Genomic DNA, 21,509 nt, shown 5'->3' on the forward strand with positions numbered 1-21,509 from the left:
AGTTTTTGTGATAACTACATCATAGATACAGAAAATGAATAACGTATTAGATTTTTAACTAGTACTTGTGATCATTAACTGATATGATAACTAAAGTTTATATCGCTTTACATTGACAAAATGTACAAAAAACTCAACGAGCTACAAATGTAAGTGAATCATATTGTCTAAAGAAACAAGTGTGCGCCGCGCTAAGAAATCCTAATACTATTTTTCATAAGGAGGTATCCGAAAATCCTTTGTCTAGAGTAGGAATTACAAATTATCTAATTTTTAAAAACTATGAAAAATTTAAAACGCTATTACTTAATAGCTATCACATTAACTGTCTTTTTAGGATCGTGTGAAAAAGAAAACGTTGCTGATCAGGTAGCAATCGAAGAAAGTAATGAACTAGAAGCGGATATCACATCTTCTGATACAATGAGTAAAAGTTTTATGATCAGCGAGGATGGCAAACTAATATCTGAAGAAGAATATTTAAAGCAATTTAAACAGAAAAGCAATTCATTTGCGAAATCGTCAGATGTATATTCGTATAATATTCCATCATCAGACTTGGATAAATTAGGGATGAGACATGCCGATGGAAGGGCAGTGATGGATCGCTATAAAAGAAATCAAGCTTGGTTAAATTATCCAAATGTTAACATATATGGTTTATTAGTAGGGTGTAGACCTTATGGAAACAGCGTTGTTTGTAGTGGTGGTGATCAACCTGCAAAATGGCATATGAAAAGAGATGTAGTGGGAGAACCGTTTATGCGAAGTTTGGGACACCCTGTAGGAGGTGACATTGTGGAAAGAAAAGCGAGACCAGATCAAGCTGTCTATTTAGGTGGGGTAAAGTTTTTTGAACACAAAAGTTCTACAAATAAGAGTGTTACGAATACATTTACTACAGGTAGTAAAATTGGTTTTACAGCTTCTGCAGAGTTTTTTGGCATAACTACAGGGTTTACCTCAGAAATTAATTTGACCCATGCTAATGCAGTCACAAATGGTACAACTGAAGATAAAACAACTTCTGTTCCTTTTACAGACGGTGATTTTGTTCCTGCAGGACAAAGGTGTGATTTTCAGCTTATGGCAGAACCAGTCCAAACTGTACAACGATATAGAGTAAATATTACGGTAAAAGGACGTGCATTTGTAAGATTTAAACAAACCTTTACCGATGCACCACCAAATTACCGCGTAAGAGATGAAGCGGATGGTGCGAAATACGCATTTCCTGATAAAGAAAGAAATGGTATTACATCAGAATTTGAAGTAGCTAACCCGCAATTTAGATATAGTATAAGAAGATTCAATTGTAAACCTTTATAACATAAGATTAGGATTAACAATATAAAAGAGCTGTTTTGTCATCTCGATTTTGAACAGAACGAATTGATGAACAGCTCTTTTCTTTAAAATTAATAAACAGTTTTTATTTAAACCTTTAATTCTATGAAAACGAATAAAATAATATCGATCAGTGTCGTTAGTATTATGTTTTTTGCACTTGTAGTTTGTATAATTCAATTATTAAGCCTTAAACAATCACTAGATAGCGCAGCAACAAAAATTAATGAACTAGAAAATATTCCTCAACAAACAACAAGTTTAGCTAAAACTGCTGAGGAGAATACATTATTACCACCTGCTCCGGCAATTACGCTACAAGATCATAATGGTCAAGAAATAGAGTTAAACAACTTATCCTCTGAAAAGAAAAAATTATTGGTATTTACTAGCGAAGGTTGTGATTATTGTGAAAATTTTTATCCCGAATTAGATGCCTTTTCACAACAATATGAAAATTTCGAAGTGATAGTGGTGAAATATGGTACAACCATAGATGAGAATAGACAAACAATGGAAGAAAAAGGATATAATTTTAAATTGTTGTCTGGAAACGAACAAACCTTTGCAGAATATAAAGTACAGGCAACTCCATCAACCTATTTGTTAAATGAGGATAATCATATTATGGAAATCGCCTATCTGGAAACAAAAGCAGATATCGAGGAATGGGTTTTTGCTATTTAAAAATGATGTTTCACCGCAATACTTATAAAATACAATTCTAATAAAACTTTATGTTTTAACCTCTTTCAGTGACCCCAAATCTGATTGAGGTTTTTTTGCGTTTTAGAATAGGAAGAAACCAGAAACATTTGTTCTCAAAAAAAGCATTGCCTTACGGATATGTACCTCCACTGTTTTAGGAGAAATCCCCAGTAATTCGGCAATCTCTTTATGCTTTTTTCGTTCTAAACGGCTTAACTTAAACACTTTTTTACACTTAGATGGTAGTTTTTCAATAGCCTTTTCAATTTTTTGCCAATCGGCTTCTAGTTGTTCTTTTTCTTCTAAAGAATGAATGTTCAACAAGGTTTCCCATTTTAAAGTATCCAACGCGTCGATTTCTTTTTTTTGTTGGCGAACATACATCAAAAATTCATTGTGACAGCTTTTAAAAAGATAACTTCTTAATGAAGTATTAATGGTGAACTTGGTTTTCTTTTCCCATAATCGCATAAAAACATTTTGAACTAAATCCTCAGCTAACGTCCTATCATGAATTAGTTTGTATACGTAGTTGGTTAATTCATTAAAGTGATTTGTAAACACAACTTTGTAGGCAGTATGATTACCAATGGAGAGTTGTTTTATAAGCTCATTGTCGATATGTAAAACTTTGTTTGTCATACGTATAATCTCTTGCTAATGTAAAAAAAAATAAATTTAGTGAAGAATTTGATTTGTCTAAACCAATTTGAATAGTGGTAAAATGAAGTTCTTCCATAGAATAAAAGAACAAATATTAACGTATGAGATATTTTTTTTCAATATGAGTAAGGGATTTTAAGTTTTTCTGCATCATGTAAGTAGGGAAGATTAAAAAAGAAGAATATATTGATGAAAAGTTACTTAGGGCTCATAGAAAAATATTTAGAGGATAAGATTTCTCCTGAAGAAAGAGAAATACTAAAGTCTTGGGTGTCAGAGAATGAGGAACATAAAAATATTTTTACTAAAGAAGTAGCAGAATGGAGTGCAGCTAAAAAAGAGATTTCTGTAGATTCACATAAAGCCTATGATCGTTTTGTAAGCACCATTCAAAAAGAAGAACATAAAAAAGGTAAAGTTCGTTCATTGCAATCATGGAAAAGAGTGATGCAATACGCCGCTATACTTGTAGGTGTTTTAGTTATAACATATTATGCAGTCAAATCTAATCCAGTAGTTATAACAAATGATAATAATATTGTAACCACAGAATCTTTAGAAGAAGATAAAATTAAAATAATACAAGAAGATGGTACAATAACGTATCTTGATTTTGATGATAAGACGGATATAATCAATGCTAAAGGTAAGCTCATCGGAAAAAAAGATAGAGATAAGTTAATAGTATCCAATACTAAAAATGGTGAAGAAATAGAGTACTTAGAAATATCCATTCCCAAAGGAAAAATATTCCAATTAAGCTTATCTGATGGAACTAAAGTTTGGTTAAACGCAGCTAGTACGCTTAAGTTTCCTAAAAACTTTGTAGCATCAGAATCTAATAGAGTAGTACACTTACAAGGAGAAGCTTTTTTTGATGTAACTACTAATAAAACGCAGCCTTTTATAGTAAACACAGCAAGTATAGATGTGGAAGTATTAGGGACACAGTTTAATGTTTCTTCTTATCAAGAAGATGCTACTGTAAAAACTACTTTGGTAGAAGGATCTGTAGCAATAATTGATTCAGAAGATCAAAACAAACTGTCAACATTGGTTCCTAATGATCAGGCAGTATATACAAAACAGAATAAAGGTTTAGATCAAAAGAAGGTGAATACGGAAATATACACTGCGTGGATGTATAGAAAAATGACCATACAAGATGAATCTTTTGCCTCCGTAATAAAAAGATTAGAAAGAACCTATGATATAGAAATTATAAATACGAATGATAGATTAAATAAGACAAGATTTACCGGAGAATTTGATGTAGAAAATGTAAGACAGATTCTAAACGTATTTTCAGAAACTATAGATTTTACCTACACTATAGAGAATAAACGAATTGTTATCGCCCCCTAAGTAAGAGACAATGGTCAAGATTGGTTTGCTGAAGACTGCTAATGCCTAATTATTTAAAGTCTTCAGCAGACTGGTTTTGACATTAATGTTATATCAATCGTAAAAAAAAAGGAAGTGCTGCAACACTTCCCCTTACGGTCTGATTATTATTTAACTGAGTACTAACAACCAAACTTTTCAAAATTATGAAAAAAAAGGGTAACCGTACGCTATTTTCACACTTGGCGCACAAATCAATCGTATTAAGAATGAGGCTTACACTAGTTTTATTTTGTTTTTCCATCTTACAGATGATGGCAACATCCAGCTTTTCGCAGGGTAAAATAGAACTGAATTTAAAACAAGCAACAATTGCTGAAGCATTAGAAGAGATTAAAAGTCAAACTTCCTATAAGTTCTTCTATATTAATGATGAGGTCAATCTGAATCAAAAGACCTCGATTAGGGTTAAAAAAGAAACTATAAATAGAGTTTTGTCAATTCTTTTTGAGAATACAGATATTTCGTATTCAATTATCGGAAAGCAAGTTGTACTAAAAAAAGCACCGTTTACTAAAGAAAAACTAAAGGTTATTCGTGAAGTAAAAGGGAATGTTAAAGACTCTAATGGAAGTCCACTTCCAGGAGCAAATATTGTAGTAAAAGGCACTACTATTGGTGCTCAAACGGATTTTGAGGGAAATTTTACAATCAATATGCCAGATGACAATAATATATTGGTTATCTCTTATATTGGTTTTGAAACAAAAGAAGTTGATGTTACTGGAAAAGATTTTATTACGGTAACCTTAAAAGATGCATCTGCACAGTTAGACGATGTGGTGATTGTAGGATCCAGAAATCCTAGTCGTACGGCTACAGAAACAGCGGTTCCTATTGATGTAATTGATATTACGCAAATAGCTACACAAGGTCCGCAGACTTCGGTAAATGAAATTCTTAATTATGTAGCTCCTTCATTTACTTCGCAGACGCAAACCGTTTCTGATGGAACAGACCATATAGATCCGGCATCATTACGTGGATTAGGACCTGACCAGGTATTGGTATTGATTAACGGAAAAAGAAGACATAACACGGCATTAGTAAATGTAAACGGAACGGTAGGTGCAGGAAGTGTTGGTACAGATTTAAATGCTATTCCAACGGCGGCAATCCAGCGGATAGAAGTATTAAGAGATGGAGCAGCAGCGCAATATGGTTCTGATGCAATTGCTGGTGTGATCAACATTGTGTTGAAAAAGGGAACAAATAAATTAGATCTTACATTAACTACAGGAGCTAATTTTAGCAAAAATTCTAATCAGTTTGATGGAGGAAGTGATGGCGAAAAGGTAGTATTGGATGTGAACTATGGATTACCAATAGGAGAGAATGGTGGATATATCAATTTTACAGGATCCTTATCCACGAGAGAACCTGCACTGCGTAATCGAGATTATCAAGGTGATATTTTTAGAGGGTTTCATGGAGCAGAACGAGTATTTGCAGCTGGCGGCGGAAATGTAGCAGAAATGACTTTAGCTGATTATCAAACAGCTTCACAAAATATTTCATATATAGATCAGGTAACCAGAGATCAGATAGCTGCTTTGGATGTTACAGATCCTGCAGATATAGATACATTTAGAGGTTTATTAGATTTTGATGCAGATGAAGACGAATTGTCTGCACGTGGATTAACACGTACAGATTTTAGATTTAAAGTCGGTACTGCTAAGTTGAGAGAAGGAAAATTCTTTGCTAATATGTCAATTCCATTAGGAGAAGATGCAGAATTCTACAGTTTTGGAGGAATTAGCTATAGAGAAGGGCTCGCTTCTGGTTTTTATAGAAGACCAGCACAAGGAGATGGTAGGGCTAATACACCAGCTTTTCCAAACGGATTCTTACCTAACATAGGAACGGATATCGTAGATAAATCTATTGCTATGGGAATCAAAGGAAAAGTAAAAGACTGGAATGTGGATTTCTCCAATACATATGGAATTAACATCTTTGATATTACCGTTGGTAATTCTAGTAATGGAACTTTAGGAGTGGCAACACCCAGAAGTTTTGATGCTGGAGCTTTGAGTTTTATGCAGAATACAACCAATCTGGATATTGGTAGATTTTATGAAGATATTTTTAGTGGATTGAATGTGGCAATGGGTGCAGAGTATAAAGTAGAAAATTATACAATTACCGCAGGTGAAGAAGCGTCTTATACTAGTTATGATATCAATGGCAATATTGTGACTAGTACAACGCCTGATACAGATCTAGTACGGAATAATTTTACAGGAGCCGTGCTCGGTGGAGGGTCACAGGTATTTAGAGGATATGATCCTAATAATGAAACGGATGAATATAGAAACAGTATTGCAGGATATATTGATCTGGAAGCTGATTTTACAGAAAAATGGTTAGTAAGTCTTGCGGGGCGATATGAAAACTTCTCTGATTTTGGAGATACGTTTAATTACAAACTGGCAACACGTTATAAAGTGACTGAAAAATTTTCTGTTCGTGGAGCAAATAGTACAGGATTTAGAGCGCCTTCATTGCATCAACAATTCTTTAGCAGAACCAGTACAGTTTTTGTAGATAATCAACCTTTTGAACAAGGAACTTTTACTAATAATAGTAGGGCAGCAGCATTAATTGGGATAGCTCAACTAAAAGAAGAAACCTCTAGTAGCTTTAGTTTAGGCCTTACTGCCAAAATTCAGAATTTTACAATTACAGCAGATGCGTATTTGATTAGCATTGATGATAGAATTGTATATAGTGGAAGTTTTGGAAATGGAGGAGATCCTGAGTTAACCCAGATATTCGAAGATGCCGGGGCTACAAGTGCTAGATTCTTTGTCAATGCTATAGATACTAAATCTCAGGGTATCGATGTAGTTATTTCTCATAAAGCAAATTTTGGAGAAGATATGGTACTTAAAAATGACCTTTCTGCAACATTTGCCAAGACCGAAGTAGAAGAAATTCGTGTTCCTGAAAGGATTGCTAGTGCTGGTCAAAGTGTTAATTTCTTTGATGGACAGGAAGAGGCATTCCTAACGCTTGCACAACCAAGAACTAAACTGAGTTTAACGAATGTTTTATCTTTTGGGAGATATGATATTTTATTAAGAAATGTATTCTTTGGAGAAGTGACTGATCCTGATGATTTTAATGGAGATCCAAGAGTAGATGGGACTGTGGTGAGTGATGATGCCGTGTATGGAGGAAAAGTCGTTACAGATCTTTCTTTTTCAGCAAAATTGCTAGAAAATCTTAATGTAACTATTGGAGCTAATAATTTGTTAGATGTGTATCCCGATGAGAATAGAGAAGGAGGAACGGCTGGTGATCAGTTTGTGTATTCCAGAAGGACTTCGCAGTTCGGATATTCTGGTAGATTTTTATTTGCAAGAGTCAATTTTAGCCTTTAGTTTAGTTAGTTTTGTATATTAAAACGGGCAAAGATCAAAAAACATCTTTGCCCGTTTTTCCAATAGTACTATTCAAAATAATCCATAGGATTTAATCTTTTTCCATTATGTTTTACTTCATAATGAAGATGAGGTCCAGTAGAAAGTCCAGTATTTCCGCTAAAACCTATAACCTGACCTTTTTGGACTTGTTGATCTTTCTTTATATTGAAATTTTCCAGATGCGCATACCAAGTTTCGTAACCATCGGCGTGAGAAATGACGATTAGGTTTCCCCAATCACCTTGGCTTTCAGCAAGCGTAATAGTCCCATTTGCAGTGGCAATAATTGGAGTCCCTATTTTTGCTCTAATATCGATACCACCGTGGAATTCTTTCTTTTTTCGTACCGGATGGTTAAAGTTTTTACCATAAGCAGCTGTGATATCATCTTTTGATCCATTTTGGATTGGGAAAACAGAAGGAGGGGTTTCTATGATTATTTCTTCTGTCAATACTTGTTCTAGAATATGATTATTAGATGTAGGTTTTACAAATGCCATAAAAAGTATTGCCAGAACGGGAATGAGCAAAATGTATCGGATAAGATTTTTTTGATTAGAATTTGTTTTTGTGATCATGTCTATTCGTTTTTTGATTAATGAATGATTGAAGTAACTATGTAATTGTATGTTTTGTTTTGCTCCTAGATTTTTTGCCAGGAGTTCTAAATAATTTGATTTTTTGAATTGACTGTTAATTACATATTGATCTGCTTGATACTCGTGAATTGACTTGATAGATTTTCTGAATAAATATGAAAATGGATTAAACCAGAATACAACCAGGTATATTTCTATTATTATTAGATCGATGGTATGACCAAGTTTTATATGTACTTTCTCATGCTCTAAGATCGATGGATGGATTTCATTGATTTTATCTTTTGGAATGAAAATCCAACGAAAACAAGAGAATATACTCTGTATGTCCGCAGCAATAAAGCAAACTCCATCTTTAATGAAGGTTTCGGATTTTTTCTTTAGCTTGTATAGTTGTGTAATGGATAATAGTAGTTTTAGTAGACAGACAAACATACCGATACTATAAACAAACGATAGTAAACGAATTGGATTCCAATCTTTTTCGGAAGGTTCAGAAGGTTCCAAAGAGACTTCTTGAGTTGGATTCTTTATGAGTAAAATATCATCAAAATCTGGTATGATAAGAGCTTGATTTGCAATTTGAATTTCTATCTGATTTAAGAAAGGAAGGCATAGTGATATTGGCAATAGAAGCAATAATAATGTTCTATTGATTTTGTGAAAAGTTAATTTTCTAAAGAAAACATAATACAAACTGTATAAAACAGCTAAACAGATACTTGCCTGTACAAGGTGTATGAAAAAATTATTCATCTTCTTTTTTTAGTTTATCTATTTTTTCTTGAATAAGCAGTTTCATTTTTTCTAATTCACTCACATTTAAATCTTCATCATTTGTGAAAAACATGGCAAACTTACTTATGGATCCACTAAAGAAGTTTTTGACAACTCCTTTAAAATGGTTTTTGAAATAGATTTCCTTGGATATAAGTGGATAATACTCTTTTATTCTTCCATAAGTAGTAAAGCTTATAAACTTTTTGGTGACCAAAGTTCTAATTACAGTTGATATAGTGGTGTAGGCAGGTCGTGGTTCAGGAAATTGTTCTACAATATTTTTTAGAAATGCTTTTTCAAGCTTCCACAAGTATCTCATAATCTGCTCTTCTGCCTTTGTTAAATCTTTCATATGGCAAATATAACTATATTTTTAGTAATATAACTATAAAAATAGTAATATAACTATTCTTGTAGTAATTAATGTGCTGTAGATAGCCTAACTATTAGCTTTTTAATATGATTAAGAAGGTTTATGTGTAGGTTGTTGATGTAAGAAGTGTTCTATCTGTAATCATTCCTTCTACCGATAATGATGAAGATTAGTTTTTGTAAGCTTTCCCGAATCTAATACGATAAAGGGTTTTATGTTACAATGTTTTTTTAACAACAACTTAACTCGTTCTTAAGGAGTTGTATTCGAACAAAAGAGAAAGTAACTTGGAATACATTTTACAAAGTTTAGACTATCCGGAATTATCTTTTAACATAAAAATCTAGAAATGTTAGATATACTTGTTGTTTTTCAACGTGTTTTGGTTGGGTTAAGTTTTAAATAAATATCAAAACTAATTATTGTAAATGACAGACATTAAATATATTATTGAGTTCCTTCAAGAATTATCAGCTATTATTAATGATTTTGTAATTAATTTTAAAGAATTATATGTCCATACAGAATTAGTTAATAGAAAACATTCTAAAAAAATACGTCTTACTTTTGTAACTGATCAAGAAATGAAAGAGTACTTTGTTTATAAACTTAATCGTAGGATAAAACAATGTAAATGATTACAGAACTCTAAATTGATTATGTTGTTAATTATCTTTTTTATTCTTCATAATCAACCCTTGATGTAAAAGTTTTTTTAATATTGATTCGAAGGAATTCGAACGCTATTTAAAATATGATGTCAAGTCATAGTTAATTGATAAAATAGAAGGAAAGATAGTGTAAGGTGTTCTTGAAGGAGCAAGAAGAATTCTATAACTTAATCCTAAAATTGAACGATATACAATTTTTTCAATTAATTAGGTTCAACTTCTTTTTCTAATATATCTTTTAATTTATCCATGGTAATGGGTTTTACAATATAATTACTTACTGCTTCATATGATTTTGCTTTCAAAATATCTTTTGGATCAACAGATGAAGAAACGATATATATATGAACTTTTTTGGAGACTGGGATATTAATAAATTCATCTAAAAATTGCCATCCATCCAAGATGGGCATATTAAGGTCTAATAGAATAATATCAGGTAATTTTTCATTTGCAGATATAATAGATTTTAAAGAATCTAATGCTTCCTGACCATCGTTGTAAATTAGGAAACTTTTGCAAAAATCAACTAATTCCATCGCTCTTTTTATGCCATAGATAAATATTTGATCATCATCAATAATGCAAGCTAAATCAATGTTTTTCATACTTCATATACACTTTAAAAATTGTACCTTTATTAACTTCACTTTCTACTTCAATCTTACCTCCTAAAGCTTCAACTTGGTTCTTAGTAATGAACAAACCGATACCTCTAGAATCCTTATTTCTATGAAATGTTTTATACATTCCAAAAAGTTTTTCTCTATGTTTCTTGAGATCAATTCCTAAACCATTATCTTCAAAAGATATTATAACAAATTTTTTGTTCAAACTAGTGCTTACATTGATATAGCTCTCTCTACTTTCACAACAATATTTTATACCATTTGTTAGGAAATTAAGTATAATACTGTCTAAATAAGCATCAATTCCTAAAATCATAATATCCTTATCCACTTTGTTATTGATAGCAACTCCAGAGTCCTTTGCTTTTATCCAAATTCCGTTGATAATTTTATTTATCCGCTTATGTAAATTAATTGATTTTAGATCAAGCTTATTTTTGCTATTAAGTATAACAACTTGATTAAGGTGATTTATCGTGTCGGTTAAATTATTGGACGCGGATCGTAAAAGACTAATTATTTCATGTTTAGATTCGATAGGTTTTTCATTACAATATATATCCAATAACATCCCAAAATTACCTGAATGAGATTTTAGATTATGAGATACAATATGAGCAAAATTTTGAAGTCTTCTATTTTGATTATTAGCAACATCAAGTAGATTTTTTATCTCTTTCTCAATTTTTTTAATATTACTAATATCTGCTGCGACAGATAAATATCCAATAATCTTTTCGTTTTCTTTTATAGCTGTTGTTGTAACTTGTACGGGAAATTCTATTCCGCTCTTCTTTACATAAGTCCATTCTCTAGTTTCATAGTTTTGAATGTTTGGCAAAAAAGTAAAAACTCCAAAATCGACAACATTTTTGTTAAAGTCTGCAGCTAATTCTTTACTGCGATTTAAGATCTCTTTTTCATTATGAAGAATTAGAATGTTTTCTTTCCCTATAATGTTAACTCTATTGTAGCCAAGAAGGTTTTCCGCTCCTTTATTAAAAGTTCTAATGATGCCATCAACATCAGTCCCAATAATACTTACTTGAGAACTAGCTTCTAGAATTCCTTCTAATTGAGTTAATGTGTTTTTTAATTTTTCTCTAGCATAAACACGTGGAGTAATATCCGAGATCTGAGCAATAAAATGAAGAGGTTTATTGTTCTCATCTTTCATAATTGAAACAGATAAGATTACATAAACATCTTTTCCACTTTTATGGATGTATCTTTTTTCAATATGACAAAATGATATTTCGTTGGAAATCATTTTTTGAATAAAATCAAGATCCTTTCTTAAGTCGTCCTTGTGGGTAATCTCTTGAAAGCTTAGTGATTTTAATTCTTTTTGTGTATATCCTAACATAGTAGATAGGCTATTATTCACTTCTAACCACGTTCCATCTAATCCGACGACAGCCATTCCTATTGCTGCATTTTCAAAATTTTCTCTAAATTTTTTTTCACTTAGTTTTAGTTGATTTTCTATCTTTTTGGCTTTAGTAATATCTTCTGTGAGCATAATAATCCCACCAACTTTATTATTACTTTTATACCAGGGGTGTAATTTCCAAGATAACCATTGGATGGTTCCATCTGTTCGTTCAAAATGATCTTCATCAGACTCTAAAATTTTACCGTTAATACAATCTTTATGATCTTTTTTCCAACGTTCTCCAATTTCTGGAAAAATATCATAATGAGATTTACCTATAATATTTTCATCTTTGATATTATAATCTTTTAGCCACTTTTTAGAGTGAGCTATGTAGCACATTTTAGTATCAAACATTGCTATTGCTCCTGGTGCTTGCTCTATAAATACTTTGTGTTTTTCTAAATCATTCTTCTGTTTTGTGATTTCTTGTTGGGTCCCTATTACCCATTCAGGTTCGCCTTTAGCATTTACACTCACTATCTTACCCTTGTTCAAAACCCATATCCAAGATCCGTTATTGTGTCTCATCCGAACTTCGCATTCATAAGAAGAGGTTTCTCCTTTAAAATGTTTTTGAAATAATTGATTGGATTTTTCCAAATCTTCAGGATGCATTGACCGAACCCATGTTTTGATAGAAACCGGTTCTAGTTCCAATAAAGTATACCCAAGTGTTTGCGCCCATCTTTCATTAAAAACAGTTTGACCTGTTTGTGCATTCCATTCCCAAATTCCTAAATTAGTACCATCAATAACGTGTTGATATTTTTCTATCTGTTTTCTGAGCTGTAATTCTGTCTTCTTAATTTTGGTAACATCAATATGTGCGCCGATCATTCGAAAAGGTTTGTTATCTGAGTCTCTAATAACAATTCCTTTACAATGAATCCAAATAGTATGCCCTAATCTATGCTGATATCTAACTACTTGGTCATATGGGTGGTTTGGGTTTTTACAGTGTTTTTTAAAGTTTTTTAGTGCTGATTCAAGATCACACTGATTTATAATATTTTGCCAAGCAGAAGCCTTGTGTGGCATTTCTTCAGGGTCATAGCCTAGTGTCGTCCAAAATTTTGGGTTCATCCATTCATTTTCTGGGTTTTTTAAATCCCAAAACCATAATCCATCTAAAGCAAATTGTTGTATAAAATTAAAGATTGACTCGTCTTCTTTTATTAACGAATATAATTCCCTCTTCAAATAGTTTTCTTTGGGTGCCACAGACAAAACTGAGGCAGAAGTTGATTTGTACATATCTTAAATTCACGAGAGGGGTAGGTTTAGTATTCTAAAGTTAACTTTATTTTGGGAATTAATACTATGTAGTTTACATAGTATTTTTGTGGTTTTAAAGTATTTTTACTTGTTTTTAGTTCTTTTGTTACTATCGCAATCTATTAACTCTAATTTTAGTTTATTTAGAAAAACAGTTTAGGCAATTCAAGTTATAGTTATCTTATTTTAGAAGTAATAAAAAGGAAAACAATTTTAAAAAATATCAATACATAGAGTTTTGATTAATTGTTATCTTTAAGTTGGATAAAATATAATTGACTATCAGTGAAGCTATCCACTAAATTTTAAAAGACAATAAATAAAGAGTATAAGAAATTAAAAAGTACCCGGAATGGGAGTCGAACCCACACGCCCTAACGGACACATGGCCCTCAACCATGCCTGTCTACCAATTCCAGCATCCGGGTAAATAAATGAAGATGCCTATTTTACAATATACTGTAAAACTAAAAAAGTACCGTAAGAAATACGATACTTTTTAGTGACCAGTCTGGGGCTCGAACCCAGGACCCTCTCCTTAAAAGGGAGATGCTCTACCAACTGAGCTAACTGGTCATGATACATTAATAGTCAAATATTTTTTAAAGAACTTTCGAATAAATAATCCTAAGATTATAATAATTATTCACTTGTTTGTGACCAGTCTGGGGCTCGAACCCAGGACCCTCTCCTTAAAAGGGAGATGCTCTACCAACTGAGCTAACTGGTCATTCAATTTTTTTCCTTGAATGCGGGTGCAAATATACTATCATTAATTTATTTTTCAAGAAGAATTTAATATAAATTTGCTTTTTATTTTAAATGCCCTTTTTTTTCGGCATAAATAACCTAAAATTTAGTTTATGAATATTATTTTATTGGGATATATGGGATGTGGTAAATCTTCGATTGGCAAGGATTTAGCTTCTAAGTTAGAAATGAAATGTCTGGATCTGGATGATTATATAGAAACTCAAGAAAAGAAATCAATAAATCAAATTTTTGAAGATAAAGGAGAAATATATTTCAGAAAAAAAGAAAATTTATATCTAAAAGAGGCACTAGAAACACAAAATAACACTATAATCTCTCTAGGTGGAGGGACTCCTTGTTTTGTAGGAAATCTGGAGATCATAAAAAATAATGAAAATGCTAAAAGCGTTTATTTAAAAACGTCATTACAGGAATTAGTGAATAGGTTATTTTTAGAAAAAGGAAAACGACCCTTAATAGCCCACGTTTCATCTAAAGATGATCTAAAGGATTTTATTCGGAAACACCTTTTTGAACGTTCATTTTATTATAATCAGGCAGAGTATGTAATTTCTACAGATGATAAAGCTGTTGAAGAAATAGCAACCGAGATAAAGAATACCTTATTCTAGTACTGCAAGATCATTTTTACCGAAAGTTACATTTACATGCTCATGTAAAGAAGTAGATAATGAAATACCTTTAAAATCAGCCTTAATAGGATACTTTTTATGATTTCTATTCACGAGGACCGCTGTTTTAAATCTTGTTAGTGGAACATCTAAAAAATGTTTTACTCCATAAGCTAAAGCAGTTCCCGAATTAAGAACATCATCCGCTAGGATAAGAGACTTATTTTCATACACTGATGAGGTGATCGAAGTTTGAACAGTGTTTTGAGGAGCGGATTTATCCATAGTTACCTTACAAAGCGTTACACTAATACTCGAAATGTCTTCTAAAATCTCTTTTAGTCTTTGAGCAAAAATGTATCCGTTTTCTGCAATACCGGCAATAACGATCTCTTTTTCGTTTACATTAGTTTCATAAATTTGATAAGCTATTCTCTTAATCTTATGCTGAATTTGTTCATGAGTAAGAATGATATTATCTTTAGCTTGCATATGTAAACAGTGTTAATTTTTTTTAATTATTCTCAAAGATAAAAAAGAGTTCGTTATCCATACGCGGAGGAATGGAATTATAACATTTTTCTAATTTTTTAATTTTGAAAGACGAAGAGAATAGCGCTAAATATTCCTTTTTATTTCCGCCAAATGGAGGGCCAGTTTTTTCGAAATCATTCTCAAAAAATAAACCAACTAGTTTTCCGTTAGGTTTTAGTAGTGATTTCATTTTAGAAACATACGCTTTTCTTTGATCAGGTAATAAGGCACAGAAAAATGTTTGTTCTATAATGATATCAAATTGGTCTTGTACGCTAAAGAAATCTTCATACAGTATTTGAGATTTTGGAAAATTAGGTTGCTTTTCTTCAAATTTGTTAAGTGTCTCTTTTACAAAATCTAGAATGTATAGGTTTTTAAATCCCATTTCAAATAAAAGTATTGCTTCGTAAGCATTTCCACATCCCGGAATTAATATTTTAAGGTCTTTGTTATCTAATTGATTAAAATATGATATAATCGGAGGGGATGCATATCCAATATCCCAACCTGTTTGATGTAGTTTGTATTTATTACTCCAGAAATGCGCATCTAATTTCATTCTTCACTATCCTTATCAGTAGGTTCTTCAAACCAATCATCGATATCCCTTCTGTCTTTTTTAGTTGGTCTACCAGTGCCTCTTTTTCTGTAATAGTCTTTGGAGTAGTTTAAAAGATCTAATTTTTGCAACGCTTCCTCAGGAGTAACGTCTTTACGATATATATCGACTAGTTTAGCACCTAGTCGACTTTTTGGTGTGTCCAAAACAACAAGTTCATAGTTAACTTGGTTTTTACGGACGGTAATTTTGTCGGTAGCATATACTTCTCTAGAAGGTTTTACAATGGCTTCGTTTACACGAACTTTACCTTCCTTACAAGCTTTTGTAGCAATACTACGTGTCTTGAAATATCTGATACACCATAAATATTTATCAACTCGCATAAAAAATGATTAAAAAATGCGTTTTATCTCTAATAATAGTTCAGCAAAAGTACAAGAAAATTGTATCTTGCGCCTTCAAAAAAGCAATCAGATGAAAGTAAGAAGATATATTTTTGCCATAGGAGTTGTTATTTCGGCCTTATATGCTTGTAATAATGATGATGATGATGATGGTTTTGTTAGCATTCCACCAAGGGATTTTACAGAACAGCAAGAAGATGAAGAGCCAATAATACAGAGTTACTTAAAGACGCATTTTTTCACTTTAGTAGATAATAGTGCGAACCCTGACTATCAAATCATACAATTTGATACCATTGCTGGTGATAATAGCAGTCAGACTTCTATTTGGGATTCTGGACTTTTGGAATCCAAGACCGTAACCCTTAATGATATAGATTATACATTATATTTTTTGAAGAGAAATAATGGAGCCACATCTGAACGTAAGCCGACCTTTGCAGATTCAGCATTTGTAACGTATAGAGGAGAAATTTTTTATGATAATGTGGATCAAGATGGAGACGGGATTCCTGATAATGCAGATGTAGATGCAGATGGCGATAATGAGCCTGATAATATAAGTGATTCAGAAACCAAAACGGATAGTGATGGAGATGGGATTGCAGATGATGCGGATGTTGATAATAATCCTGACGAACCAGATAGTGATGGAGATGGAATAATTGATGAAAAGGATCAGGTAGATAATAATAATCCAAATCGAAAAGTTTTTGATAGCGCGATTACTCCGGTATGGTTTGATTTAAATAGTGTTGTACCTGGATTTAGAGAAGGAACAATAGAAGTTAGTGGCGCTTCGGGTTTTATGGAGAATCCAGATAACGGTACTGTCGATTATAATATGGATTTTGGTGATTTTACCGTATTTATGCCTTCAGGACTAGCTTATTTCAATGAAATACAAACTGGTATTCCTCAATATTCACCACTTATATTTAGTATTCAGTTATACGGAATGAATCAAACAGATCACGATAGTGATGGTATACCTTCTTATTTAGAAGATTTAGAGGCTGATTCTGATTTAAATGTTGATAGAGATGGTGATGGAGACTCAACAAATGATATTGGTGATAGAAACTTATCTAACGATGATACAGATGGAAGTGTAGTTCCCAATTTTTTTGATATAGATGATGATGGTGATGGAACGCTAACCATGGATGAAGTAACAGTTGATGATGCTAATGAAGATGGTTTTATTGATATAGATTTAGGTGAGATTATCTTTTATGACGATGATGGTGATGGAATACCAAACCATTTAGACCCCGACGATAGTGATCCTAAGAATGACTAGTAATAAAAAAACTCCGGTATTTACCGGAGTTTTTTTATACATATAATCTAAGAAAGAACTTATAAATCTAAAGCTAAACTTACTATAAATTGATTTGGTCTAGAATCTACTCTGATTGTTTGACCTGTATTTTCATCAATTGTTTGAGCTTGATTTTCAGAAATTCCTCTTTCATACCTTAAGTCTATATTAAGACGTCTTATTTGTAGTCCAACTCCAAATTGAAAACCAACAGTAAATTCATTTTTCACTTCACTTAGTCTTATATCTTCTAAGTCATTGTCTACAATGTATTGTAATGAAGGACCACCAAAAATATGTAAAGGTCCTAAAAGGTATACCCCCGCCAGAATAGGTAGATCTAGTTTCTTTATATTGTAATCTAGTTTTCTGTTATCAAGCGAAAATGAGCTGCTATTCTGAGTATATTGTAGTTCTGGTTTTAGATAAAAACTGTCAGTAATATCTCCTCTTAAGAAAACCCCAATGTGATAACCTACACGATCATCAGCATTTTCGGATACTAAATTACTACCAGCGTTGGTAACATCATTGAATTCAATTTTACCATTATCTCCATAATTAAGACCAGCTTTTACACCAAAGTTGATTCCTTTTTCTTGTGCGATAAGTCCGAAGGAGTTAAAAAGAATTAAAAACACTAATACGTTTTTCATTTTAAATGAGTTTTAAAAGATGAATAAATAATTAAATATTTTTGGTGGTTAGTGTTTCCTTTATAACGAAAATGGATTCAGATTATTCTAATGAACATAAAAAAAAGCCTTCCGTAAAAGAACAGAAGGCTGTAATATGTGTTTAATTTAACAAGCAGGATATGTTATTTTCTCTTTATAACTTTTTCTGCAGCATTAATTATAGATTCAGCATTTAATCCATATTTTTCCATTAGTTGATCAGGAGTTCCACTTTCTCCAAAAGTATCATTAGTAGCGATAAATTCTTGTGGAGTAGGATGATTTTGGGCTAATACTCGAGATACACTTTCTCCAAGTCCTCCTAAAAAGTTGTGCTCTTCTGCAGTAACGATGCAGCCTGTCTTTTTAACTGAGTTCAAAATCGCTTCGTTATCAAGAGGCTTAATGGTGTGAATATTTATTACTTCAGCGCTGATACCCTTTTCTTGTAAAGTTTCCGCGGCTAGTAATGCTTCCCATACCAAGTGTCCAGTAGCCACAATTGTAACATCAGTACCCTCTTGTAAGTGAACAGCTTTTCCTATTTCAAATTTTTGATCTTCTGGAGTGAAGTTAGCTACTTTAGGTCTTCCGAAACGTAAGTATACTGGACCTTCGTAATCGGCGATTGCAATAGTAGCTGCTTTGGTTTGATTGTAATCACAAGGATTGATTACGACCATTCCAGGTAACATCTTCATTAATCCAATGTCTTCTAAAATCTGATGTGTAGCACCATCTTCTCCTAATGTTAAACCTGCGTGAGATGCACATATTTTTACATTTTTTCCACTGTATGCAATGGACTGACGTATTTGATCATAAACACGACCTGTAGAAAAATTTGCAAAAGTCCCTGTAAAAGGTATTTTACCACCAATAGTTAATCCTGCAGCGATACCCATCATGTTAGCTTCAGCAATTCCGATCTGAAAAAAACGATCTGGATTATTTGCTATAAAAGCATCCATTTTTAGAGAACCAATAAGATCCGCACAAAGTGCTACAACATTTTCGTTTGTTTTTCCAAGTACTTCAAGACCTGCTCCAAAACCGGAACGAGTGTCATTTTTTCCTGTATCTATATATTTTTTCATGAATATTTTTTTAAGTCATTTCTGTAAAACAGAAATCTCTTTTGTATGCCTTAATAGTCTCCTAAAGTCTCAGGGTTTTGTGCTAGACCTATTTCTAATTGTTCGTCATTTGGAGCTTTACCGTGCCATGCATGGGTGTGCATCATAAAATCTACTCCATGCCCCATAACAGTGTGCATTAGTACACAAACTGGTTTTCCTTTTCCAGTTCTGCTTTTTGCTTCATTTAAACCTTCTAATACAGCTGTAATGTTATTTCCTTCTTTAATTTCCATAACATCCCAACCAAAAGCCTCAAATTTAGCTCTAAGACTACCTAAAGGTAATACGTCATCAGTTGATCCGTCAATTTGTTGCCCATTAAGGTCGATAGTAGAGATAAGATTGTCTACTTTTTTTCCTGAAGCATACATAGCTGCTTCCCAAATCTGTCCTTCTTGTAATTCTCCATCTCCGTGAAGACTATATACAATATGGTTGTCATTATTCAGCTTTTTTGCTTGCGCGGCTCCAATAGCTACAGACATTCCTTGTCCAAGAGATCCTGAAGCAATTCGAATACCCGGAAGACCTTCATGTGTAGTAGGATGTCCCTGAAGTCTACTATTGATTAATCTGAACGTGTTTAACTCTTCCACCGGAAAATACCCACTTCTCGCTAATACACTATAAAAAACTGGAGAAATGTGTCCATTAGACAAGAAAAAAAGATCTTCTTCTTTTCCATCCATATCGAAACCATCTTTTCTTTCTAGAATTTCTTGATAAAGAGCTACAAAAAATTCTGTGCACCCCAGAGAACCACCTGGATGTCCTGAGTTTACTTTGTGAACTTGTCGTAGAATATCTCTACGAACCTGAGTTACAAAATCTTCTAATTGTTGTGTTTTTGGCATTGTAATGCTAATTGGCTTAATGATTAAGGCGCAAAAATACAGGTTTTGATTACCGTGGCAAAATGTCTGTACACCTTTTAATTAAGATACCATTGTTAATAACGAAAAGTTTTCGGAAACTTCGATTTATCAAAGTAGTTTTAGTTAGTTATCTTTGCGCTCTACGAAATAAAAACTATGCAATTCGACCTATTATCTAAGGATCCTCAAAGTAAGGCCAGAGCTGGAAAAATAACTACTGATCACGGGGCTATTGAGACTCCAATTTTTATGCCTGTTGGGACAGTAGGGACTGTTAAGGGGGTTCATCAGAGAGAACTAAAAAATGATATCAATCCAGATATCATTTTAGGAAACACGTATCATTTATATTTAAGACCTCAAACTCCTATTTTAGAGAAAGCAGGAGGATTGCATAAATTCATGAATTGGGATCGAAATATTCTTACAGACAGTGGAGGTTATCAGGTGTATTCTTTATCAGCAAATCGAAAAATCAAAGAAGAAGGGGTTAAATTTAAATCTCATATAGATGGCTCTTATCACGTTTTTACTCCAGAAAATGTGATGGAAATACAACGTACAATTGGAGCAGATATTATTATGGCCTTTGATGAATGTACTCCTTATCCTTGTGATTATAGATATGCCAAAAGAAGTATGCATATGACACACAGGTGGTTAGATAGATGTATGCAACATCTCGAAAAAATACCTGTTAAATATGGGTATGATCAGACCTTTTTCCCGATCGTGCAAGGAAGTACGTATAAAGACCTAAGAAGACAGTCTGCAGAATACATAGCAAATGCTGGTGCTGAAGGAAATGCTATAGGAGGGTTGTCTGTAGGTGAACCTGCTGAAGAAATGTATGCAATGACGGAAGTAGTTACCGAAATTTTGCCCGAAGACAAGCCTAGATATTTGATGGGTGTAGGGACGCCTATTAATATTTTAGAAAATATTGCTTTGGGAGTAGACTTGTTTGATTGTGTAATGCCAACGCGTAATGGAAGAAATGGAATGTTGTTTACGGCTCATGGAACTATAAATATAAAGAACAAAAAGTGGGAAGATGATTTTTCACCCATTGATGAAATGGGAATTACATATGTGGATACAGAGTATTCCAAAGCCTATTTAAAACATCTTTTTACTGTAAACGAATTATTAGGAAAACAAATAGCTACCATTCATAATTTAGGATTTTATTTATGGTTGACTCGAGAAGCAAGAAAACATATCTTAGCAGGAGATTTTAATTCCTGGAAAAATATGATGGTTAAACAAATGGATAAAAGACTATAAT

At 32.6% G+C, this 21,509-nt stretch carries 19 protein-coding genes and 3 tRNA genes; 8 read left to right on the forward strand and 14 right to left on the reverse strand.

Going from position 1 to position 21,509, the window contains the following annotated elements:
• Positions 1 to 282 precede the first annotated feature (282 nt).
• Positions 283 to 1,329, forward strand: a complete 1,047-nt coding sequence (locus D1818_RS22425; RefSeq protein ID WP_118462051.1) for a hypothetical protein — start codon at positions 283 to 285, stop codon at positions 1,327 to 1,329.
• A 123-nt stretch (positions 1,330 to 1,452) separates the two neighbouring features.
• Positions 1,453 to 2,034: a redoxin domain-containing protein gene (locus D1818_RS22430; RefSeq protein WP_118462054.1), complete on the forward strand. Its 582-nt coding sequence runs from the start codon at positions 1,453 to 1,455 to the stop codon at positions 2,032 to 2,034.
• Positions 2,035 to 2,136: 102 nt separating this feature from the next.
• Here the strand turns inward: D1818_RS22430 and D1818_RS22435 are convergent, their stop codons facing one another.
• Complete coding sequence (locus tag D1818_RS22435; RefSeq protein ID WP_118462056.1) at positions 2,137 to 2,697, reverse strand: RNA polymerase sigma factor; 561 nt, start codon at positions 2,695 to 2,697, stop codon at positions 2,137 to 2,139.
• Positions 2,698 to 2,907: 210 nt separating this feature from the next.
• Here D1818_RS22435 and D1818_RS22440 point away from each other — a divergent pair, with 210 nt between their 5' ends.
• Together D1818_RS22440 and D1818_RS22445 are read left to right on the forward strand one after the other, a co-directional pair.
• The gene (locus D1818_RS22440) at positions 2,908 to 4,083 is read left to right on the forward strand and encodes a FecR family protein (protein WP_118462058.1); all 1,176 of its coding nucleotides are present in this window, start codon (positions 2,908 to 2,910) and stop codon (positions 4,081 to 4,083) included.
• A gap of 248 nt (positions 4,084 to 4,331) precedes the next feature.
• Complete coding sequence (locus D1818_RS22445; RefSeq protein ID WP_158597047.1) at positions 4,332 to 7,511, forward strand: TonB-dependent receptor; 3,180 nt, start codon at positions 4,332 to 4,334, stop codon at positions 7,509 to 7,511.
• A gap of 68 nt (positions 7,512 to 7,579) precedes the next feature.
• Here D1818_RS22445 and D1818_RS22450 read toward each other — a convergent pair whose 3' ends face one another.
• A complete protein-coding gene (locus D1818_RS22450) occupies positions 7,580 to 8,908 on the reverse strand; it encodes a M23/M56 family metallopeptidase (protein ID WP_118462062.1) in 1,329 nt (442 codons plus the stop codon).
• Positions 8,901 to 9,284, reverse strand: a complete 384-nt coding sequence (locus D1818_RS22455; RefSeq protein WP_118462064.1) for a BlaI/MecI/CopY family transcriptional regulator — start codon at positions 9,282 to 9,284, stop codon at positions 8,901 to 8,903. Before D1818_RS22455 ends, D1818_RS22450 begins: the two co-directional genes overlap by 8 nt.
• 449 nt (positions 9,285 to 9,733) lie before the next feature.
• Here D1818_RS22455 and D1818_RS22460 point away from each other — a divergent pair, with 449 nt between their 5' ends.
• The gene (locus D1818_RS22460; protein ID WP_118462066.1) at positions 9,734 to 9,943 is read left to right on the forward strand and encodes a hypothetical protein; all 210 of its coding nucleotides are present in this window, start codon (positions 9,734 to 9,736) and stop codon (positions 9,941 to 9,943) included.
• Between the two features lie 236 nt (positions 9,944 to 10,179).
• On the opposite strand, the gene D1818_RS22465 is transcribed toward D1818_RS22460, so the two are convergent.
• The 5 genes from D1818_RS22465 to D1818_RS22485 all read right to left on the reverse strand — a co-directional run bounded on the left by D1818_RS22465 (position 10,180) and on the right by D1818_RS22485 (position 14,048).
• A complete protein-coding gene (locus tag D1818_RS22465) occupies positions 10,180 to 10,584 on the reverse strand; it encodes a response regulator (RefSeq protein ID WP_118462068.1) in 405 nt (134 codons plus the stop codon).
• Positions 10,571 to 13,243: a PAS domain S-box protein gene (locus D1818_RS22470; protein ID WP_162897301.1), complete on the reverse strand. Its 2,673-nt coding sequence runs from the start codon at positions 13,241 to 13,243 to the stop codon at positions 10,571 to 10,573. The genes D1818_RS22465 and D1818_RS22470 overlap by 14 nt, the downstream gene beginning before the upstream one ends.
• A 419-nt stretch (positions 13,244 to 13,662) precedes the next feature.
• Positions 13,663 to 13,746: transfer RNA gene (locus tag D1818_RS22475), tRNA-Leu, on the reverse strand.
• A 75-nt stretch (positions 13,747 to 13,821) separates the two neighbouring features.
• A tRNA-Lys gene (locus tag D1818_RS22480) sits at positions 13,822 to 13,894 on the reverse strand.
• An 81-nt stretch (positions 13,895 to 13,975) separates the two neighbouring features.
• Positions 13,976 to 14,048 (reverse strand) — tRNA-Lys (locus D1818_RS22485).
• Positions 14,049 to 14,181: 133 nt separating this feature from the next.
• Here D1818_RS22485 and D1818_RS22490 point away from each other — a divergent pair.
• The gene (locus D1818_RS22490) at positions 14,182 to 14,703 is read left to right on the forward strand and encodes a shikimate kinase (RefSeq protein WP_118462072.1); all 522 of its coding nucleotides are present in this window, start codon (positions 14,182 to 14,184) and stop codon (positions 14,701 to 14,703) included.
• On the opposite strand, the gene D1818_RS22495 is transcribed toward D1818_RS22490, so the two are convergent.
• Genes D1818_RS22495 through D1818_RS22505 form a run of 3 tightly spaced genes read right to left on the reverse strand, consistent with a single transcriptional unit; the run spans position 14,695 to position 16,185 of the window.
• Positions 14,695 to 15,195 (reverse strand): phosphoribosyltransferase family protein, encoded by a 501-nt coding sequence (locus D1818_RS22495; protein ID WP_118462075.1) that lies wholly within the window; start codon positions 15,193 to 15,195, stop codon positions 14,695 to 14,697. The genes D1818_RS22490 and D1818_RS22495 overlap by 9 nt on opposite strands.
• A gap of 22 nt (positions 15,196 to 15,217) precedes the next feature.
• Positions 15,218 to 15,799 carry a methyltransferase domain-containing protein gene (locus D1818_RS22500; protein ID WP_118462077.1) on the reverse strand — a complete coding sequence of 194 codons (582 nt, stop codon included), beginning with the start codon at positions 15,797 to 15,799 and terminating at the stop codon, positions 15,218 to 15,220.
• Positions 15,796 to 16,185, reverse strand: coding sequence for an RNA-binding S4 domain-containing protein (locus D1818_RS22505; RefSeq protein ID WP_118462079.1), 390 nt, complete (start codon positions 16,183 to 16,185; stop codon positions 15,796 to 15,798). Before D1818_RS22505 ends, D1818_RS22500 begins: the two co-directional genes overlap by 4 nt.
• Positions 16,186 to 16,276: 91 nt before the next feature.
• Here D1818_RS22505 and D1818_RS22510 point away from each other — a divergent pair, with 91 nt between their 5' ends.
• On the forward strand, positions 16,277 to 17,509 hold the full coding sequence (locus tag D1818_RS22510) for an FKBP-type peptidyl-prolyl cis-trans isomerase (protein WP_147406185.1): 1,233 nt from the start codon (positions 16,277 to 16,279) through the stop codon (positions 17,507 to 17,509).
• 59 nt (positions 17,510 to 17,568) lie between these two features.
• Here the strand turns inward: D1818_RS22510 and D1818_RS22515 are convergent, their stop codons facing one another.
• The 3 genes from D1818_RS22515 to D1818_RS22525 form a co-directional block, all read right to left on the reverse strand.
• Positions 17,569 to 18,186, reverse strand: coding sequence for an outer membrane beta-barrel protein (locus tag D1818_RS22515; protein WP_118462082.1), 618 nt, complete (start codon positions 18,184 to 18,186; stop codon positions 17,569 to 17,571).
• A gap of 164 nt (positions 18,187 to 18,350) precedes the next feature.
• Positions 18,351 to 19,304, reverse strand: coding sequence for a transketolase family protein (locus D1818_RS22520; RefSeq protein ID WP_118462084.1), 954 nt, complete (start codon positions 19,302 to 19,304; stop codon positions 18,351 to 18,353).
• A 50-nt stretch (positions 19,305 to 19,354) separates the two neighbouring features.
• Entirely contained in the window at positions 19,355 to 20,200 is an 846-nt protein-coding gene (locus D1818_RS22525; protein WP_118462086.1) for a transketolase, read from the reverse strand.
• A gap of 177 nt (positions 20,201 to 20,377) precedes the next feature.
• Here D1818_RS22525 and tgt point away from each other — a divergent pair, with 177 nt between their 5' ends.
• Complete coding sequence (tgt, locus tag D1818_RS22530) at positions 20,378 to 21,508, forward strand: tRNA guanosine(34) transglycosylase Tgt (RefSeq protein ID WP_118462088.1); 1,131 nt, start codon at positions 20,378 to 20,380, stop codon at positions 21,506 to 21,508.
• Position 21,509 lies beyond the last annotated feature (1 nt).

Origin of the sequence: Aquimarina sp. BL5, assembly GCF_003443675.1 — a bacterium.
Lineage (GTDB): Bacteria > Bacteroidota > Bacteroidia > Flavobacteriales > Flavobacteriaceae > Aquimarina.

Coding starts and splice junctions, on each gene's coding strand:
- D1818_RS22435 (WP_118462056.1), bottom strand. CDS start 2,697: ATGACAAACAAAGTTTTACATATCGACAATGAGCTTATAAAACAACTC.
- D1818_RS22520 (WP_118462084.1), bottom strand. CDS start 19,304: ATGAAAAAATATATAGATACAGGAAAAAATGACACTCGTTCCGGTTTT.
- D1818_RS22515 (WP_118462082.1), bottom strand. CDS start 18,186: ATGAAAAACGTATTAGTGTTTTTAATTCTTTTTAACTCCTTCGGACTT.
- D1818_RS22445 (WP_158597047.1), top strand. CDS start 4,332: ATGAGGCTTACACTAGTTTTATTTTGTTTTTCCATCTTACAGATGATG.
- D1818_RS22455 (WP_118462064.1), bottom strand. CDS start 9,284: ATGAAAGATTTAACAAAGGCAGAAGAGCAGATTATGAGATACTTGTGG.
- tgt (WP_118462088.1), top strand. CDS start 20,378: ATGCAATTCGACCTATTATCTAAGGATCCTCAAAGTAAGGCCAGAGCT.
- D1818_RS22440 (WP_118462058.1), top strand. CDS start 2,908: ATGAAAAGTTACTTAGGGCTCATAGAAAAATATTTAGAGGATAAGATT.
- D1818_RS22500 (WP_118462077.1), bottom strand. CDS start 15,799: ATGAAATTAGATGCGCATTTCTGGAGTAATAAATACAAACTACATCAA.
- D1818_RS22510 (WP_147406185.1), top strand. CDS start 16,277: ATGAAAGTAAGAAGATATATTTTTGCCATAGGAGTTGTTATTTCGGCC.
- D1818_RS22460 (WP_118462066.1), top strand. CDS start 9,734: ATGACAGACATTAAATATATTATTGAGTTCCTTCAAGAATTATCAGCT.
- D1818_RS22465 (WP_118462068.1), bottom strand. CDS start 10,584: ATGAAAAACATTGATTTAGCTTGCATTATTGATGATGATCAAATATTT.
- D1818_RS22490 (WP_118462072.1), top strand. CDS start 14,182: ATGAATATTATTTTATTGGGATATATGGGATGTGGTAAATCTTCGATT.
- D1818_RS22495 (WP_118462075.1), bottom strand. CDS start 15,195: ATGCAAGCTAAAGATAATATCATTCTTACTCATGAACAAATTCAGCAT.
- D1818_RS22525 (WP_118462086.1), bottom strand. CDS start 20,200: ATGCCAAAAACACAACAATTAGAAGATTTTGTAACTCAGGTTCGTAGA.
- D1818_RS22430 (WP_118462054.1), top strand. CDS start 1,453: ATGAAAACGAATAAAATAATATCGATCAGTGTCGTTAGTATTATGTTT.
- D1818_RS22450 (WP_118462062.1), bottom strand. CDS start 8,908: ATGAATAATTTTTTCATACACCTTGTACAGGCAAGTATCTGTTTAGCT.
- D1818_RS22425 (WP_118462051.1), top strand. CDS start 283: ATGAAAAATTTAAAACGCTATTACTTAATAGCTATCACATTAACTGTC.
- D1818_RS22505 (WP_118462079.1), bottom strand. CDS start 16,185: ATGCGAGTTGATAAATATTTATGGTGTATCAGATATTTCAAGACACGT.